Source organism: Sulfurovum iocasae, assembly GCF_047716765.1.
Lineage (GTDB): Bacteria > Campylobacterota > Campylobacteria > Campylobacterales > Sulfurovaceae > Sulfurovum.
Genome location: NZ_CP180410.1, coordinates 236,675 through 254,063, shown reverse-complemented (window position 1 = coordinate 254,063; position 17,389 = coordinate 236,675). Strand labels below are relative to the sequence as shown.

Genomic DNA, 17,389 nt, shown 5'->3' with positions numbered 1-17,389 from the left:
ACACGAAGTGTGCCTTGTCGTTGTGAACACCCTTGAAAGCAAAGCGATTTGAGAACAACGACGATTTTTTGTTTCGTTTTTTCTAAAAAAATGAAAAGAGAAACAACGCCACGAATTATATATAAGGGAAATAATGTTAAATTTTGATGTAACTGACTTACGGAAGAAAAAGAATTTACTTGCCTTTTCTGCGGGAATAGATTCTTCTGCTCTATTTTTTCTACTTTTAGAAAATAACATCTCCTTTGACATTGCTTTAGTCAATTATGGTACTAGAGAGAACAGTAACAAAGAAGAAGCACATGCACAAACTTTAGCAGATAAATATAATCTCACATGTCACACTATTAAAGCACCCAAATTCACATCACACTTTGAAAAAAATGCCCGAGAGTTTCGTTACGCTTTTTTTGAAACACTTATCATAGAACATGCTTACGATACACTTCTAACAGCCCACCAACTAAACGACCAACTTGAATGGCTGCTCATGCGTCTTACTAAAGGTGCTGGTGTCTCTGAACTCATCGGACTTGAGTCTGAAAGCCAGCGAAACGATTATGTGTTAATACGTCCACTGCTTGAACATAGCAAAGAGGAACTGCTTAGCTATTTACAAAGTAATGATCATCCTTATTTTGTAGATGAGAGTAACAGTAATGAAAAGTATGAACGCAACAAGTTTAGAAAACAGTTTGCAGACCCTCTCATGGCAGAATACAAAGAAGGTATCAAACGCAGTTTTGACTATCTAAGAAAAGATAAAGAGCGTCTTGAAAAAGATTTTGAAGTTGTTTACACCCAAAAAGAGTTAAGGGTTATAGAACTACATGCCCTCTCAGCAAAAGTCAAAGCAGCTGATCTTGCTTTAAAAGAGTTAGGCTATCTTCTCTCTGCTTCACAGCGTCAAGAGATAGAGAAAGAAAAAAGCTTGGTTATTGGTGGGGAATGGGCTATTGAGCTACAAGATGATACACTTTATATCGCACCATATCTTACTGCTGATATGCCTAAAGTATTCAAAGAAAAATGTAGAGTTTTGAAAGTACCACAAAAAATAAGAGCGTACTGTTTTTTTGAAAAAATAAATATACAAAATCTCATGTAGGGTGCGTTTGCTAACGCACCTTTAAAATATCATATATGCACAAATAATTTAATTTATCGAACAAAATGAAGTTATCGGTGCGTTAGCAAACGCACCCTACGATTTTGCCAACGGATGCGCCTTCATATACTCCTGCATCTTTTTCACAGATCCTAGTTTCGTATAAACCTGTGTCGTTGCCATAGTATCGTGTCCAAGTAGTTCACTTACATCTGCTATACGTGCACCATTATTAAGCAGATGTGTTGCAAAGGAATGTCGTAACTGGTGAGGTGTGACTTTTAGTCCCGCCTCTTTAAAAAGTTTAGTCAGTATATAGCGTAACTGCGCAGAGTTCATCGGTGCATTGCCTTTTTCAAACAAATACGTTTTAGGTCCCTTTTCTTTTACATAGACCACTATAAGTTTTTGTAGTTCTTCCAATAATGGTAACTCTCGTACTTTATTACCTTTTCCATGTATTTGCACCCATCCCTCTTTGATATCTGCTAATTTCAGAAGACTTAATTCAGAGATACGCAATCCAAGACCATAAAGCATAGATACAAGCAATTTCTCTTCTAAATTTGCTTTATTCAACACCTCATTAATATATTTCTCTTCAATCGGCTTAGGAAGGCTATGAGGTACCTTTATAGACTCATCTCCTATGAGCTTCAGACTCATAGTGCACTGGTCTTCCAAATATTTCACAAAAGAGCGCACAGCAGAGAGTTTTTTGACGATGGTTTTTTTATGATTTTTTACTATTTTGAAACGAAAAGGAGTGATATCAAGAACTGTTAACCCATCCTCTTCATAAAAATGGCTCACTTCCATCATCTGTCTTAGAGCTATCTCATAGGTAACTATAGAGGTTTCAGAGTAACCTCTCACATCCAATAGATATTCCAAAAAATCTTCAGAATATGCTAATAATTTTTTTTGCATAGCTACTTGCTACTTGCTACTTGCTACTTGCTTGCTATCAAGTATCGTATGCTCTAACATCTTATCTGAGAGATACTTTTTAGCAACATCCAGTTCCATCCCCTCAAGGGAAATACTTTGTATATAAAAATCAACTTTTGTAAAAGGTTTGGGAATAACGAACTTGTCCCAACTTTTAAACTGCCAAAAACTTTCAGCCGTAAAATTCATCACAAAAATAGGGAGTTTACTTTTAAGTGCTATGCCTATGACTCCATCACTCATATGATGTCTAGGTCCTTTGGGTCCATCTGGTGTGATAAGTACTTCTTCGCCTTTTTTAATGCTTTTAAACGCTTGAAGCAGTACTTGATGTGCCCCTTTTCTAGTGGAACCTCTTAAGGGTCGTATACCCAGTAAATTCAGTGTACCTGCAATAAGAGAGCCATCAAAATGCTGGGAGATGATCGCTGATGCTTTGTGTTTCTTATGTATATGCCTATAGGCTTGCGGACTCATAAAGAGTTCTCCATGCCAACACACACAAACATGTTGTTCTTCACCTATGGGTGTAATAAAATGAAATTTTTTAGAAGTAGTCAACCAAATAATACGCATCAGCAAATAAGCAAGAGGAGGAATAAGCACTCCCCCTATCTTACGTAATATTTTTTTAAGATTCGGCATTTAGTGCCTCTCTGTACTGAATTTCACATAAATCATTTAGTGATTTATTGCACTGCGTTTTAACGCTTGTAATTCTTGTCATTTCTTTCTACCTAAACAAGCACACCATCAAGTGCACCTCTGGAGGTTTTAGTGATCTTTACATCAACGATCTGTCCCAGAAGCTCTTCACTCCCCTCTACAAAGACAAGTTTACCGTCATCAGTCCGTCCGGAAACTCTTCCGTTTGATTTCAACTCATCAAAATAGACACTGTGAACAGTTCCAAGTTGAGCATCCATGATCTCATCCAGTATCTCTGTATGTCGTGTCTGCAGTCTTGTAAGACGTTCTCCGGAAAGTGTATTGTCTATCTGGTCTTCAAACTCTGCTGCTTCAGTGTGTGGTCTGGGAGAGTATTTAAAGGAGAACATTTGTTCAAAACGTACCTTTTCAAGTACATCCATTGTATCTTCAAAATCTGCATCACTTTCTCCGGGGAACCCTACAATGACATCTGTAGAGATAGTTGCTTCCGGGCATAGTCTGCGTATCTTTTCACAACGGTTTAAGAAGTTTTCTTTAGTGTATCCACGCTTCATCTCTTTAAGCAATACAGTAGAACCACTCTGAAGAGGAACATGGATCTGTTTACATATTTTAGGGTTTGAAGCAAATTCGTGTATGAAAGCATCATCCATATGCAGAGGATGCGGGGAAGTAAATCGAATGCGCTCTAAACCTTCTATTTTAGAGATCTTTTGCAAGAGTTGGGTAAAGTCACATTTTTCTTCAGAAGAGCCAAAGCGTCTTCCATAATTGTTTACATTTTGACCTAAAAGCATCACCTCTTTGGCACCACTTTTTACTGCTTTTGTGATCTCTTGCACAAGAAGATCAGAAGGGATAGAGACTTCATCTCCACGCGTTGCAGGAACGATGCAGAAGGTACAGGATTTATCACAACCTATAGAGATGTTTACCATCGCTTTAAACGGGTTGGTTCTGTATTCACCAAAAGCATAGGTACTCTCATCAAAATCTGTATCTACTTCTACTGCATGCTTTTTATCTACTACTTCTGTGATCTTGGAAACATTTCTTGCACCCAGTACAAAATCTACAGAAGGTGCCCTCTTGATAATGTCTTTACCCAGATGGCTTGCTGTACATCCACAAACACCTATTTTAGCACCTGGCTTTTTATGTTTGTTAAATACCCCTATCTCTGAGAAGAGTTTGGCAACAGGTTTTTCTCTGACAGAACAGGTATTGATGATGATAAGGTCGGCTTCATTGAGGTTTTCGGTAAGTTCGTAGGGTTCTTTTTGGTTCAGTTCCGCGATCATATGTTCGCTGTCACGAACATTCATCGCACATCCAAGTGTCTCTATAAATAATTTTTTGCTCAAATATTGTTCTTTTTTCTTATGTTTATTTTAGGCTATAATATGCACTTCATAGATAAATTCATTCTCATCAAGTCCATACTTCACTTCACGCATATAAACACTATAGCCTTTTTCTTCAAAATACTCTATTAACTCTTTTAGCTCTTTATGTGAGTTGTCTTTATCAAAATAAAATATAGATTTGTTTGCTAGCTCTTCTTCTAATTTTTTCAACTCAATCGTTTTAGGTTTCGCCTTAAGTGTTGTCCTAGCAAGTTTTAATTTCATCTATAATACCTTTTAAATTTATCTATTTGTTCTTTACGTTAATACAAATATTATACTTTATTTTCAGTAAAGGTTTGATTAGATATAATTCTATTCTTCAAAAACACCACCTCCTAGACGTTCTTAACACTGTTATGTTACTTCTTGTAGCGGTTAATTGAAATAAGTTTAACTAATAATTATTAAAGGGATTTATTATGGAAAAAATATTAGATATTATAGAAGCCATTGCACATGAAAAAAACATTTCAAAAGAGAATGCGCTAGAAGCATTTAAAGAGGCATTAATAAACACTGCCAAAAAACTTACTTCTTTCACAAGTAGCTTTGAAGTGATCATTGACAATGATACAAAAACCTATAGTGTAAACAAAGTAATTACTGTTGTAAAAGATGGGGATGAGAAACTTTTTGCAGAGGTTGGTAGAGAGCCAAATATAGAAAAAATAGAATCAGATGGTTTTATATCATTGAGTGAAGCTAAAGAGTTTGATAACTCCATTGAATTAGGAGATCAACTCAAAGAGGAGTTCATCCTTGAAGATCATGGTCGGACTGCTTCTGCAAACCTCTTTAGAGAGCTTGAGTACCACATACAAAGACGTGTAGAACAAGATCTCTTTGAAAAGTATAGAGAAAAAGTCGGTACAGTGATGCTAGGTACGGTAAACCGTATAGATGCTGATGACAACACACATGTTGAGATCGGTGAACTAAAAGGTATTATGACACTTAGAAACCGTATCAAAGGTGAAAAATTTAAACGTGGTGATAGTATTAGGGCTTTACTAAGATATGTGAGTGTTGATCCAGAATACGGACTTTTCCTTGAACTTACCAGAACTTCACCTAAATTCTTGGAAGCACTTATGGCAAGTGAAGTTCCAGAGATCGATGATGGTGTTGTAGAGATCACCGGTGCGGCAAGAATCCCTGGAGAGAGAGCTAAAATAGCACTTAAAGCAGAACAGATGAATGTAGATCCTATCGGTGCTGCAGTAGGCGTAAAAGGGGTACGTATCAATGCAGTAAGCGAAGAGCTTAACGGTGAAAACATTGACTGTATTGAATTCTCTCCTATCCCTGAGATCTTCATTACTAGAGCACTTAGCCCTGCGATTACACAGAGTATCAAAGTAGACGCAGATGAGAAAAAAGCGATCATCAACATCACCGGAGACCAAAAAGCAAAAGCGATCGGTAGATCCGGAATTAACATCCGTTTGGCTTCTATGCTTACAGGTTATACCATAGAGCTTAATGAAGTTGAAGGTGTTACTGAGAGACAACCAGAGTCAGCAGAGAGTGGTGAAGCTGAGAAAACTAAAGATACAACTGCATTGGCAGATTTATTTAAATAAGACTATAGGGTGCGTTAGCAAACGCACCCTACGAAAGTATCATTTGCGAAAAACTCTCTACATCTAAAGATGCAGACCCGACTAAAACACCATCAACCCCACGAATACTTGTAATCTCTTTAATATTGGCAGGTTTAGCACTACCACCATACAATAATGGCTTTTGTACTGTTTTTTTCAAAGCTTCATGTGTTGAAGCAATCTCTTCCACTGTTGCAGATCGTCCAGTTCCTATAGCCCAGATAGGCTCGTAGGCAATGATGAGATCTTCATAAGAAGTATCTATACCTTCGAACTGTGCAAGCAGGTACTCCATCACAGCACTATCACCTTGCTCACGTACCTCAAGAGGTTCACCGATACAGTAGATGATCTCAAATCCCTGCTCTTTAAAATAAGCAAACTTTGCAGATACGATCTCTTGGCTCTCACCTAAGACCTCTCGTCTTTCACTGTGCCCAATAAGAATCGTTTTTATAGCAAACTCTTCGAGTTGCTCAACACCTATTTCACCGGTATAAGCACCATTCTGTGCAGGGTAGGCATTTTGAGTACCTACAGTAAAATCACCTTCAAAGTGATCCAATGCAGTGGATGGAGGAAAGATATAAACACTGTCTTCTGTTTTCTTCGTGACAATTTTTTCTTGTAGTTTTTTTATATAATCTTTAGTTGTTTTACGTGTATGATTTGTTTTGAAGTTGGCTGCATAGATCATCTGTTTCCTTTATAAAAATAAATATTTTAGGGGTACTCTGTAGGGAACCTCTAATAATAGGTGATACCCACAACATCTCTAGCTTTTGTCTAGGCTAGGCACTCTTTTGAAGTCCTAGCCGTAGCTAAGTCGAAAAAGAGTAACAACGCATAGATGAAAGCTAGAGATGCCCGAAGGGTGGGCTTTGCAAACGCAATCTTTCACAAGATGCTTACTTTATCTTAGCTATGGCTAGGACTTGAAAGCCTCTTGCAAAATCTTACATTTGCAAAACCCATTGTGGGTATTACCTATTTTTAGAGGTTCCCTATTGCATCTGTGATGTTTTGATAGTAGCGTCTATTCCCAAGTTGTACTTGGGAATAAGAGAAGAAAAATCACTCTTGGTATGCCAGTGCTTCCAAGCCCGGTAAAACTTTTCCTTCTATCAATTCCAAACTGGCACCACCACCGGTACTTACAAAAGTCATCTCATCCACATCTCCTGCTTTTTGTGCCACATCTGCGGTATCACCACCACCAACAATAGTTGTAGCATGTGTATCTGCAATATTGTGTGACATTTTAATACTTCCTTTAGAGAACTTATCCATCTCATAAACACCCATCGGACCATTCCAGATAATAGTTTGGGCATCATTAATCACTTCACGGAAGAGTCTGCTGGATGCAGGACCGATATCTAATCCCATCCACCCCGCAGGTATCTCCTGGGAAGGGAGATATTTGGTTTCTGTATTTTCTGAAAATTCCGGAGCTACCACAAGATCAACAGGCAGATAAAATTTTACACCCGCTTTTTTAGCTTTATACATGATCGCTCTGGCATCATCAAGCAGATCATTTTCTACAAGAGAATTTCCGATCTCATACCCCTGTGCTTTGAGAAAAGTAAATGCCATTCCTCCCCCAATAATGATCTTATCAACCTTTTTAATGAGATTGGTCAAAGCTTTTAGTTTACCTGAGACTTTACTCCCTCCTACAATAGCAACAAAAGGACGAACAGGCTCTTCTATTACTTTTTGGAAGAAATTCACTTCTTTATTCATCAGGAAACCTGCTGCTTTGTGCTCAGTGTCAAACTCTTTGGTCATAGCATAAATAGAGGCATGTTTTCTATGGCATGCACCGAAAGCATCATTGATATATACATCACCAAAACTGGCCAACTCTTTTGCAAATGTATCATCATTCTCTGTTTCACCTGCTTCATAACGAAGATTTTCAAGCAACAGTACATCACCGGCTTTCAATGAGGCTGCTTTTGCCTTGGCATCCTCACCCACAACATCGTTTGCAATATTGATATTTGCAGCAAGCTTTAAAAGCGTTTGCAATCTGATATGCACAGAAGACAAAGAGTATTTCTCTTCATATTTGCCAGCTTCAGGCCGACCATAGTGTGATGCCAAAATTATTTTACATTCATGGTCAATACAGTAACGGATCGTTGGCAAAGCAGCACGAATTCTTCTATCATCAGTAATGTTTCCGTCACTGTCTATCGGTACATTAAAATCACAACGTATAAATACCCGTTTACCTGTTATATCTAAATCTTTAATTGTTTTCATCATCTCCCCCCTTATTTGCTAATGTGTACAGCCATATCTACCAGACGGCATGAGTATCCCCACTCATTGTCATACCATGAAAGTACTTTGACCATATTGCCACCAATAACTTGGATAGTATCAAGGGCAACTACAGAACTTTTTTCTTCCCCTACGAAATCCTGAGAAACCCTATACTCTTCATCTACACCCAAAATACCTTTATGAGAACCTTCACTGGCAGTTTTAAACGCTGCTTTCACTTCGTCTAAAGTGACATCATTTTTCAGTGTAACAGTCAGGTCTACCAGAGAAACATCCGGCGTAGGTACTCTGATCGCTTGACCATTGAGTTTACCTGCAAGGCTTGGCAGTACTTTTGCAATGGCTTTGGCTGCACCGGTAGTTGTCGGTACAAGATTCACTGCACCTGAACGTCCTTTTCTTGGGTCTTTTTTATGTTTACCATCCAAGATAGGTTGAGAAGCTGTATAGCTGTGGATCGTTGTCATCAAACCATTTTCTATGCCAAATGCATCATCAAGGACTTTTGCTACTGGCGCCAGACCATTGGTAGTACAACTTGCATTTGAAACGATAGCTTGACCTGCGTACTCCTCTTCGTTTGCACCGATAACAAAAGTGGCTGTATCATCTTTAGCAGGTGCAGAAAAAACCACTCTCTTTACACCATTATCGATATATGGTTGTACGCTCTCTTGTGTTAGGAAGGCACCAGTACATTCTAAAACAACTTCAGCTCCATAGTCAGAAAAATTCAATTTTGCAGGGTCTCGCTCTGCAAGGATCTTTGCCTTGTCTTTTCCAATGTTCAAGTAGCCCTCACTCACTTTTACATCTTTACGTGTACCATGTACAGAGTCATATTTCACATTGTACTCCAACATTTCCGGTGTACCACTTGCATTCACTACCACAAGTTCAACATCATCTCTATCTGCTATGATACGTGCTACACATCTACCGATTCTTCCAAGTCCGTTAATTGCTACTTTTACAGCCATTTTCTCCCCTTATGATTTAAAAATATTCCTAACTATTATAGAAGCGTTTTTATGCTAAAATTACGTAATTTTACACTAAATGAGGTTATCTTTTGGTTAAAGAAGGCAAGCAAATTGTTGCAATGTTTGGTGGGAGTTTCGACCCTCCACACCTAGGACATCAACGTATCGTTGAAAAAGCGATAAAAAGTTTAGATATCGATACATTGCTTGTCGTTCCAGCCTACTTAAACCCTTTTAAAACATCTTCACTGGCAAATGCTGAACAACGTTTAACATGGTGTCATATACTTTTTGATGACATTCCCAATGTTATCGTAGATGATTATGAGATAAGAGAGGGTAAAAGTACGACTACCTCACAGAGTATAAAACATTTCAACATAGTCTATGATGTCAAATATCTCATCATCGGTTCTGACAATTTGTCAACATTGACAAAATGGCACAACTTTGAGTGGCTTAATGCCCATATTATATGGGTTATTGTTACAAGAGAGAGACATCCATTAAATTTTGATGGTCTCAGGGAATGGAAGATGTTAAGTCTTGATGCCCCGATGAGTTCAACAGATATAAGAGACGCTAAAGATTTACACTATGTTGACAAAAAAATTCAACACTCGGTTAAAGAGATAATAAGAAAACATAAAAGCGACTAGTCGCGTGAGCTCTCTGCTGAAGAGAACTTAGCGTTAGCGTAGCAAAGATGAGCTTTGCTCATTTTGCGTTCTAAACAATAAAAAGGACAACAAGTCAATGACAATAGATGAAAGAATAGAGAATATCGTAAAAATACTGGACGATAAAAAAGCAGAAGAGATAGAGGTATTTAACCTTGAAGATGCAGATTACATTGCTAAACGTGTAGTGATCGCAAACTCACTCAATACAAAACATACCATTGCACTGGCTGATCATCTTAAAAGAGAGCTAAAAGCACAAGGTGATGCATTTCTTGCTTCAGACATGAGTGATGAGTGGGTAGTAGCTGATCTGGGTGATATTCTGATCCATATCATGATACCTGAATACAGACAACGCTATTCACTTGAAGCATTTTTAAGTGAACTCGTTGAGAATCAAAAGAAGAAAGATATTGATCCTGCATAGGGATCATCCTTCGACAAGCTCAGGGGATGATGAAAAGTTAGCTGAGCCTACCGAAGCCTAACCTATCTCATGCCCTGAACCCGTTAAGAATTCAAGCACTAAAAAAAATCCTATCGTTACTACAGGTGAGAAAATAATCCACCAATAATATTTATCTCTTACAAGATACACGATCAATCCACCCCAGGAAACAATAATCAAAATAATATGTGCCATAAAGAGTGGTATGATTTGTCGTGTAAGATTACCCATAACACCTAACGAGACAATAATTAGAAATGAACCTAATGCAATAAATAATTTTTTCAAATCTTTGTTTCTGCTATATTGAAAAAAGATGATGGCTAGTGTTGCAAGTATTGCTAATATAATTAAAGCTTTCATAAAAATCCTTTTTCAAATTTCCAATTATCTTACTTGTGATGGTGTTTCTCTCTTACTTTTTTAAAAAAGTAACAAAAAGCGTCGTTACTCTCAAATCGCTTCGCTTTCAAGGGTGTTCGTAACGACAGAAACACACTCCGTGTGATTTAAATTTACAACTTATTTACAACTTCAATACCAAGTATATCTAAACCTTGTTTGATGGTTTTAGCTGTCAGATCAGCCAACTGTAAACGACTCATCTTTGTCTGCTCATCCACACCCTCTTTTAGCATAGGATTTTGCTCGTAAAAACGCATAAATAGTGTCACAAGTTCATACAGATAAGTAGTGATCTGATTTGGGGCTGCATTTACTGCTGCTTGGTTAAGGATGTCTTCAAAGCGAAGTAACATGACACTCAAACGATGTTCGAGCGCATCACCTATAATGATATCTCCTTTGATCTCACCATCAAAACGTCTAAAGATACTTTGGATCCTTGCGTAAGCATACTGCATATAGAGTGATGTATTCCCCTCAAAAGAGAGCATCTTGTCCCAGCTGAAGATATAATTAGACTCACGATTGATGGAGAGATCTGCATACTTTACTGCCCCGATACCAATGATCTGAGCAAGATCCTCTATCTCTTCTTGTGAGTAGTTCTCTTTATCTTTGATCGCTGCTTTGGCTTTGACAACCGCTTCGTCAAGCAGGTCGGTCAACTTGACAGTACCACCGTCACGTGTTTTGAAAGGTCTTCCGCTCTTATCCATCATCATTCCAAAAGCCACATGTTCAAGGGTTACATCTTCTGCTACAAAGTCTGATTCTTTAGCTACTTTAAAGACTTGCTTAAAGTGACCCGCCTGTCTTGCATCAACGATATAAGAGATCCGTTTGGCTCCAAGTACATTGGCTCTGTATCTAAGTGCTGCCAAATCCGTGGTAGCATAAAGATACCCCCCTCCACTTTTTTGAACGATCACGGGGATCTTTTCCCCTTCCAAAAATACACACTGTGCACCGTCACTCTCTTTGAGCAGGTTCTGCTTGATCAGGTCCTCTATGACCTGAGGGAGATCTTCATTGTAAAAACTCTCTGCCTTGACATCATCTCGTGTCAACTTGACACAAAGCTTGCCATATACATCTTCACAGTGTCCCAGTGAAATATCGATAAACTTTTGCCAAAGGTTGAGACAGTGCATATCACCGCTTTGGATCTTGACCACATACTCTCTGGCCTTGTTCGCAAAATTCTCATCCTCATCAAAACGCTTTTTGGCGTCTTTATAGAACTGCTCCAGGTCTTTAAGACAAGAACTTCCGTCACTTCCCGTCTCTTCGAGATAAGCGATCAACATTCCAAACTGTGTACCCCAATCTCCAATGTGATTTTGACGGATGACGTCATCACCTAAAAACGTCAAAAGGTTGGCAAGTGTATCACCGATAATAGTTGAACGTAAATGCCCTACATGCATCTGTTTTGCCATGTTTGGACCAGAGTAGTCCACCACTACTTTGATAGGTGTTTCTCGTTTTCCTACCCCTAATCTACTGTCTTTAGCTGCTACTTCACATTGCGAAGCTATCCATAAAGGATTAAGCCAAAGGTTTATAAATCCTGGACCTGCTATCTCTGCTTTAGCCAAAGGTCCTGTGAAGTCTAAATTATTTAAAATTTCAGTCGCTATCTCTCTTGGATTTTTACCAAGCTTTTTAGAAAGTGCCATTGCACCATTAAACTGGAAGTCACCAAACTCTGACTTTGTCGCTTCAGACACAGACATAGCTTCATGTTCTATATTAGCTTTTATAAAAGCATCTTTTATAACTTGATTAATTTGTGATTTAAATTTCATAGATTTTCCATAAATATGTGGAGTGGAGGAATAGCTAAAAAGCTATATGTCTTAACGCTCAACGCTCAACGCTGAACGCTAAATTTTTAAGCGTTTTCGCTTTTTTTCTCTTCAGTTGGTGCTTCAACTTTCGGCTCTTCTTTAGTAGCAATCTCTTTAGGCTCTTCTTCGTCCTCTTTAATTGCTTTTTTAAAGTCTTTAATACCTTTTCCCATACCTTTTGCAAGATCAGGGATCTTTTTTGCTCCAAAAAGAAGCACAACGATCGCTAAAACAATCAATAGTTCCGGCATACTTGGCATACCCATAGTTCATCCTTTATCTACACCTAACATGATGTAATTTTAAAATTTTAATAATTATACTTAAAAATGTTTAACCCAACCCAAGCTAACCTAACCAATGTGTGATAAATTTCTCTTCATCTTCCTGACTTTGTTTCAATCTGGCTGCTTTTGCAACGATCACAAACTCTTTAGCTGCATCATCGATCGTATCATTGATAATCGTGAAATCATACTCTCCTACTGCACGTATCTCTTCTTTCGCATTTTCAAGACGTTGCATGACAACACTCTCATCATCCGTAGATCTTGCTCTTAGTCTGGTTTCCAATTCATTCAGAGTAGGAGGTGTAATGAAAGCCGAAGTAGTGATCTCATTCATCTTTGCTCTTACCAAACGATGTCCCTGTACATCTATGTCAAAAATAACCAGTTTTCCCGCTTCAAGCGCTTCTCTGACTGGTTTTAAAGAGGTACCATAGTAGTTACCATGCACTTGTGCATACTCTAGAAAATTACCTGCTTTGATATCTTCTTCAAAACTCTCTTTTGTGACAAAGAAATAATCTTTACCATCTTCTTCACCGACTCTTGGACTGCGTGTAGTCGTAGAGATGGAAAAATAATACTCTCCTATCTCTTCAGAAGCAGCTTGGATAATGGTACTTTTCCCTGCTCCACTTGGACCGGAAAGCACTAAAATAGCACCTTTTTGTAGATCTTGCATCTATTTCTTGTCCTTAAAATTTATTTTGATCGTTACCTCTGCACCTTTGAGAAGTTTTTTTATTTTTTTGACTTTCATTCCCTCAATTGCTGCCAAGAGTGCCTCTTCAAAGGTAAAAATTTCTTCATCTTCTTTTTTCTCTTTTTTTATCTTTTTTGATTCTTTACTCTTTTTTGATTGATTCTTTTTGTCCTCGTTCCTGCGGGATTTCATCTTTTTTGTCCTCGTTCCTGCGGGATCGTCGCTTTGCTCGGATGATTTTTCATTTTTCTCTGCTAAAGGCTTCTTGCTCAACGCTTCAACATATTCATCTTCATCTACAATTTCCAAACCATCAGCGATCAATTGCTGCTTGATGACTTCTACTTTACGACTCTCATACTCTTCATCACTTACAGCTTCAACCTCTTCTTCCATCTCTAAAAGTGCTTTAATTTTGTCTATTTCATTACTGTCAAGCACTTTAGTATCTACTTTTTCATCTTCTTCCACTGTTTCATCTTCACTCTCTTCCACATCTTCAACATTTACTTCATCACTCGAAAGAGGGAAAATAGAAGGTATCTCTGTAGATACTTCCAAAGTATCATCCTCTTCCAAACTTTCTAGTACCGCTGTGATCTGTGAAGGTAAAAAAGGTTTTTTAATGATGCTGTCAAAAAGTCTTACTTCATCATTAACTTCATCTCTACTTGATAAAAAAACTTTTTTTCTCATGATGAGATTTGCTAAAATCTCTTCTGTTTCATCTCCATAAGATGCCTCATCTACAAATACAACATCATATCTATCTCGTGCCACATCCCCTATATCATGAACTTCTTCAAGGTTCATATTGTCTTCACGCATACAAAAAGAGATAAGTCTGGAGACCACAGGATTGATGTTTATAAGTAAAATATGCATAGAAGAATACTCCATTTGTATCATTGTAATATAAATTTGGTTAAGAGCTAGATGAGCTCATCATTCAGTATCGTATTGTTGGTAAAAATATCTGCATAAGCATCTGACATAAAGATATTTGAGAGTGCTTCCACATGCTTTTTATGATGCGCATCACTGCCAAGAAAGTCGATCATGCCATGCTTACTTAGAAAGTCAACATTTTTTTTTGCACTTTTTCCATAGTATCCACCAAAAGAGTTCAAGTCAACCTGAAACAGTACACCAAGCTCTTTGAACCTACTGTACTCTTTTTGAGGATCCGTCACATAACGATAACGTTCAGGATGTGCCATCAGGGGTATATATCCTGCAGTACCTATCTCAAAGATCATCTCTTCGATCTGTAGAGGCTTCGAGATATAAGAGGTCTCAAAAAGAAGATATTTGTTCCTGATGGTCATCACTTCACCACTATGCAGATGATCATAGAATCCTTCATCCATATAATACTCTGCTCCAGCTTCTATCTCTACTTGAATCCCCTCAGCTTGTGCTGCTGCCCTTAAAGAGATCAGCCCCTCTTTAATGATCTTCGGTGTGTTGCGGTAGACATCTATCATGATATGCGGCGTTGTGATCACTTTCTCGTAACCCATAGCTTCCATTCCTCGAAGAAGGGTCAAACTCTCTTCCATACTCTGTGAACCATCATCGATCCCCGGTATAAAGTGAGAATGCAGATCAAGCTTCAGAACAGGCCCTCTCGTTTTTTCTTTTTGTTTTTTAAAAAAAGGGAAGATCATTTTTTATCTTCCTCATAATAACCATAACCATAACCATAACCATAACCATAACCATTTTTAGCCATTTTGACATCATTGAGCAAAATTCCAAAGCCACGGATCTCTTCTTTGGAGAGTTTTTCTACACTGCGTAAAAAACCTTTTTTAGAGTAATCAGCTCTAAGTACATAGATACTCGTATCTGCAAAATGCATCAAAGTTCTTGCATCTGTCACCAGCCCTATCGGAGGGGTATCCAGGATGATAATATCATACACGTCTCTTAACTTTTCCAGTACCTTTTCCATCACTTCACTCTGTATCAGTTCACTTGGATTTGGCGGTACAGGTCCCGAAGTGATAATGTCTAAATTTTCATACTCTGTATGCTGGATCACCTCACCTAAAGCGGTACGTCCTGACAGTAAAGTACTCATACCTTTTGTATTTTTAAGTCCAAACTTTTGATGCAATGTCGGTTTTCGCATATCAAGATTGAGTATGACTGTTTTTTTGTCAGCCATACTCATGATCCCGCCTAAGTTTATACAGATCGTTGTTTTCCCCTCTCCCCCCACGGTCGAAGTCACTGCAATAACCTGGGCATTTTTTTCTCTTTCCATAAATTGCAAATTGGTACGCAAATTTCTAAAAGATTCTGCTAAAGCAGATTTCGGAGATAAAAATACGTTGACCTTATCATGATCTGCTTTAATATTCGGGATCAAGCCAAGCATAGGTACATCTGTCACCTTTGTAACATCTTCTTCCTCTTTGATACGGTCATCCAGGAACTCTCTTAAAAAAGCAAGTGCGATCCCCAGGATCAACCCCAATATCAACCCTACCAATACGATCAACTTTTTCTTAGGCTTGATAGGGAATTCAGGAGTAAGTGCTCTATCAATGATCCTGTTCTTACTGACCGTAGAGGCTTTAACGATCGCTGTCTCTGAGCGTTTCTCCAACAAGTAAGAGTATATCTTCTCATTCACCACAAACTTACGCTGCAACTGTCCATACATTCTCTCATCAGCGGGAAGTTTATTTAAAAGTTTCTGCTGCTTGGCAATAGATTTCTCGATCAATACTTTTTGTTCTTCAATACCTATTCTCAGATTTTTGATCGTAGCAATAATGACCTTTTTAAGTTGTTTGATCATCCTGGTAAATTTACTCACTTCAGAGTGCATCTCTGTATAATTTTCACGCAGGACCTTCTTTTTGATAATGGCATCCTGAAGCTCTTCGACCATACCTACAAGTGATGACCTGTGCTTATCTACTCCTATCATTGCAATACTCTCAATATCCTTGCCTGACTTCACCTGTTCGTAGACTGTATTTAACATCTCCTGCTGTATCGTTATATCTGTCAATTTTGTTTCATATTCACTCATCTGCCGGATGATCTTTTCTGCTTTGGCACTTAAATTTACCGTCTTGGTCGTTTTCTTAAACTCTTCAAGTTTGATGGCTGAACCCTTAAGGTTTTCAGTGATGAATTTCAATTGTTTATCGATAAAAGTAAGTTTACGTGTTGCCTCTTTTGTTTTTTTCTCTATGTTCTGCTGTATATACGCTTCAGACAAAGCATTGGCAAACTCCTGGGCACGCAAAGGTACATTATCTTCATAAGAGATCTCAAGCATAGAAGAATACTTTGATTTTTGACTTACACTTACACCGCCCTGAACAAAACTCCCCATATTTTCAGGATCCATGATCACAAAACGATACTGTGCATCCTGCGGCTCTTTAGTTTTTACAATATTGAGATGAAAATGTTCTGTAGTGATCTCTTTACCATAAGGAAGGGTTTCATCATAATTCCAGACAGTGCCATTATCATCTTCTGCTTCTAGCACTATCAAACGATAACTTTTTTCATCCAGCGGGTAAAAGTCAAAAGAGATACCATACCCTTTATTCATACCCACTTGAAACGGGCTCTCTTTATAGAGTTCACGCTCTTTATATCTTATGGTGGTATAGTAACGATGAGAAAAATTTACTTTTTTTAGTGCTTTTTCGGTTAAAAATCTTGATTTAATGATATCCATCTCTGTATCAGCATTCATAGCTCCTGATTCCGTAGCCATTGCAAGTATATCCTGACCCCCGTAACCCCGCTGTTCCAAACCCACTTCAACTGTTGCGGAAGCTTTATAGACATTGGGTTTAAAGTAGGCATAATAACTGCTGACAACAGTAAATAGAATAGCCAGAAGAAGTATCATATATCGATAGCGATGAACAGTCCGAAAGATCTCTTTGATATCTATTTCATCTTCATCATCTATTTGCACGCTATTTGTATTCATTTTTTTCCTTGGAGA

The 17,389-nt window shown here is 38.1% G+C and carries 18 protein-coding genes; 4 read left to right on the top strand and 14 right to left on the bottom strand.

Annotated features, from left to right (window positions below; genetic code table 11):
• The first annotated feature begins 133 nt into the window (after window positions 1-133).
• Entirely contained in the window at window positions 134-1,108 is a 975-nt protein-coding gene (gene tilS, locus ACLHDG_RS01320) for a tRNA lysidine(34) synthetase TilS (protein WP_415407192.1), read from the top strand.
• 96 nt (window positions 1,109-1,204) lie between these two features.
• Here tilS and ACLHDG_RS01315 read toward each other — a convergent pair whose 3' ends face one another.
• The 4 genes from ACLHDG_RS01315 to ACLHDG_RS01300 form a co-directional block, all read right to left on the bottom strand.
• The gene (locus ACLHDG_RS01315; protein ID WP_415407191.1) at window positions 1,205-2,038 is read right to left on the bottom strand and encodes a tyrosine-type recombinase/integrase; all 834 of its coding nucleotides are present in this window, start codon (window positions 2,036-2,038) and stop codon (window positions 1,205-1,207) included.
• Between the two features lie 9 nt (window positions 2,039-2,047).
• A complete protein-coding gene (locus ACLHDG_RS01310; RefSeq protein WP_415407190.1) occupies window positions 2,048-2,704 on the bottom strand; it encodes a lysophospholipid acyltransferase family protein in 657 nt (218 codons plus the stop codon).
• A gap of 92 nt (window positions 2,705-2,796) precedes the next feature.
• Window positions 2,797-4,095, bottom strand: coding sequence for a tRNA (N6-isopentenyl adenosine(37)-C2)-methylthiotransferase MiaB (miaB, locus tag ACLHDG_RS01305; protein WP_415407189.1), 1,299 nt, complete (start codon window positions 4,093-4,095; stop codon window positions 2,797-2,799).
• A gap of 27 nt (window positions 4,096-4,122) precedes the next feature.
• Window positions 4,123-4,362 (bottom strand): HP0268 family nuclease, encoded by a 240-nt coding sequence (locus ACLHDG_RS01300; protein ID WP_415407188.1) that lies wholly within the window; start codon window positions 4,360-4,362, stop codon window positions 4,123-4,125.
• Between the two features lie 197 nt (window positions 4,363-4,559).
• Here ACLHDG_RS01300 and nusA point away from each other — a divergent pair, with 197 nt between their 5' ends.
• Window positions 4,560-5,723 carry a transcription termination factor NusA gene (gene nusA, locus ACLHDG_RS01295; protein WP_415407187.1) on the top strand — a complete coding sequence of 388 codons (1,164 nt, stop codon included), beginning with the start codon at window positions 4,560-4,562 and terminating at the stop codon, window positions 5,721-5,723.
• 28 nt (window positions 5,724-5,751) lie between these two features.
• Here the strand turns inward: nusA and ACLHDG_RS01290 are convergent, their stop codons facing one another.
• From ACLHDG_RS01290 to gap, 3 genes are all read right to left on the bottom strand, one after another.
• Window positions 5,752-6,441 carry a triose-phosphate isomerase gene (locus tag ACLHDG_RS01290; protein WP_415407186.1) on the bottom strand — a complete coding sequence of 230 codons (690 nt, stop codon included), beginning with the start codon at window positions 6,439-6,441 and terminating at the stop codon, window positions 5,752-5,754.
• A gap of 377 nt (window positions 6,442-6,818) precedes the next feature.
• Window positions 6,819-8,021 carry a phosphoglycerate kinase gene (locus ACLHDG_RS01285; RefSeq protein WP_415407185.1) on the bottom strand — a complete coding sequence of 401 codons (1,203 nt, stop codon included), beginning with the start codon at window positions 8,019-8,021 and terminating at the stop codon, window positions 6,819-6,821.
• Between the two features lie 8 nt (window positions 8,022-8,029).
• Window positions 8,030-9,022 (bottom strand): type I glyceraldehyde-3-phosphate dehydrogenase, encoded by a 993-nt coding sequence (gene gap, locus ACLHDG_RS01280; RefSeq protein WP_415407184.1) that lies wholly within the window; start codon window positions 9,020-9,022, stop codon window positions 8,030-8,032.
• Window positions 9,023-9,114: 92 nt separating this feature from the next.
• Between gap and nadD the strand changes: the two genes are divergently transcribed.
• Together nadD and rsfS are read left to right on the top strand one after the other, a co-directional pair.
• Window positions 9,115-9,684, top strand: a complete 570-nt coding sequence (gene nadD, locus ACLHDG_RS01275; protein ID WP_415407183.1) for a nicotinate (nicotinamide) nucleotide adenylyltransferase — start codon at window positions 9,115-9,117, stop codon at window positions 9,682-9,684.
• A gap of 97 nt (window positions 9,685-9,781) precedes the next feature.
• Entirely contained in the window at window positions 9,782-10,135 is a 354-nt protein-coding gene (gene rsfS, locus ACLHDG_RS01270) for a ribosome silencing factor (protein WP_415407182.1), read from the top strand.
• A gap of 57 nt (window positions 10,136-10,192) precedes the next feature.
• Here rsfS and ACLHDG_RS01265 read toward each other — a convergent pair whose 3' ends face one another.
• From ACLHDG_RS01265 to ACLHDG_RS01235, 7 genes are all read right to left on the bottom strand, one after another.
• Entirely contained in the window at window positions 10,193-10,519 is a 327-nt protein-coding gene (locus tag ACLHDG_RS01265; protein WP_415407181.1) for a hypothetical protein, read from the bottom strand.
• A 152-nt stretch (window positions 10,520-10,671) separates the two neighbouring features.
• Window positions 10,672-12,369, bottom strand: coding sequence for an arginine--tRNA ligase (argS, locus tag ACLHDG_RS01260; RefSeq protein ID WP_415407180.1), 1,698 nt, complete (start codon window positions 12,367-12,369; stop codon window positions 10,672-10,674).
• 86 nt (window positions 12,370-12,455) lie between these two features.
• A complete protein-coding gene (locus ACLHDG_RS01255) occupies window positions 12,456-12,677 on the bottom strand; it encodes a twin-arginine translocase TatA/TatE family subunit (protein ID WP_415407179.1) in 222 nt (73 codons plus the stop codon).
• A gap of 82 nt (window positions 12,678-12,759) precedes the next feature.
• Window positions 12,760-13,380 (bottom strand): guanylate kinase, encoded by a 621-nt coding sequence (gene gmk, locus ACLHDG_RS01250; protein WP_415407178.1) that lies wholly within the window; start codon window positions 13,378-13,380, stop codon window positions 12,760-12,762.
• On the bottom strand, window positions 13,381-14,286 hold the full coding sequence (locus tag ACLHDG_RS01245) for a hypothetical protein (protein WP_415407177.1): 906 nt from the start codon (window positions 14,284-14,286) through the stop codon (window positions 13,381-13,383).
• A gap of 47 nt (window positions 14,287-14,333) precedes the next feature.
• A complete protein-coding gene (locus ACLHDG_RS01240; protein WP_415407176.1) occupies window positions 14,334-15,071 on the bottom strand; it encodes a tyrosine-protein phosphatase in 738 nt (245 codons plus the stop codon).
• Entirely contained in the window at window positions 15,068-17,374 is a 2,307-nt protein-coding gene (locus ACLHDG_RS01235) for a GumC family protein (RefSeq protein ID WP_415407175.1), read from the bottom strand. The genes ACLHDG_RS01240 and ACLHDG_RS01235 overlap by 4 nt, the downstream gene beginning before the upstream one ends.
• Window positions 17,375-17,389 lie beyond the last annotated feature (15 nt).

What these genes read in the sequence shown, in the direction of transcription:
- tilS (WP_415407192.1), top strand. Translation starts at nt 134, where the DNA reads ATGTTAAATTTTGATGTAACTGACTTACGGAAGAAAAAGAATTTACTT.
- ACLHDG_RS01315 (WP_415407191.1), bottom strand. Translation starts at nt 2,038, where the DNA reads ATGCAAAAAAAATTATTAGCATATTCTGAAGATTTTTTGGAATATCTA.
- ACLHDG_RS01310 (WP_415407190.1), bottom strand. Translation starts at nt 2,704, where the DNA reads ATGCCGAATCTTAAAAAAATATTACGTAAGATAGGGGGAGTGCTTATT.
- ACLHDG_RS01300 (WP_415407188.1), bottom strand. Translation starts at nt 4,362, where the DNA reads ATGAAATTAAAACTTGCTAGGACAACACTTAAGGCGAAACCTAAAACG.
- nusA (WP_415407187.1), top strand. Translation starts at nt 4,560, where the DNA reads ATGGAAAAAATATTAGATATTATAGAAGCCATTGCACATGAAAAAAAC.
- ACLHDG_RS01290 (WP_415407186.1), bottom strand. Translation starts at nt 6,441, where the DNA reads ATGATCTATGCAGCCAACTTCAAAACAAATCATACACGTAAAACAACT.
- ACLHDG_RS01285 (WP_415407185.1), bottom strand. Translation starts at nt 8,021, where the DNA reads ATGATGAAAACAATTAAAGATTTAGATATAACAGGTAAACGGGTATTT.
- gap (WP_415407184.1), bottom strand. Translation starts at nt 9,022, where the DNA reads ATGGCTGTAAAAGTAGCAATTAACGGACTTGGAAGAATCGGTAGATGT.
- rsfS (WP_415407182.1), top strand. Translation starts at nt 9,782, where the DNA reads ATGACAATAGATGAAAGAATAGAGAATATCGTAAAAATACTGGACGAT.
- ACLHDG_RS01265 (WP_415407181.1), bottom strand. Translation starts at nt 10,519, where the DNA reads ATGAAAGCTTTAATTATATTAGCAATACTTGCAACACTAGCCATCATC.
- argS (WP_415407180.1), bottom strand. Translation starts at nt 12,369, where the DNA reads ATGAAATTTAAATCACAAATTAATCAAGTTATAAAAGATGCTTTTATA.
- ACLHDG_RS01255 (WP_415407179.1), bottom strand. Translation starts at nt 12,677, where the DNA reads ATGGGTATGCCAAGTATGCCGGAACTATTGATTGTTTTAGCGATCGTT.
- gmk (WP_415407178.1), bottom strand. Translation starts at nt 13,380, where the DNA reads ATGCAAGATCTACAAAAAGGTGCTATTTTAGTGCTTTCCGGTCCAAGT.
- ACLHDG_RS01245 (WP_415407177.1), bottom strand. Translation starts at nt 14,286, where the DNA reads ATGCATATTTTACTTATAAACATCAATCCTGTGGTCTCCAGACTTATC.
- ACLHDG_RS01240 (WP_415407176.1), bottom strand. Translation starts at nt 15,071, where the DNA reads ATGATCTTCCCTTTTTTTAAAAAACAAAAAGAAAAAACGAGAGGGCCT.
- ACLHDG_RS01235 (WP_415407175.1), bottom strand. Translation starts at nt 17,374, where the DNA reads ATGAATACAAATAGCGTGCAAATAGATGATGAAGATGAAATAGATATC.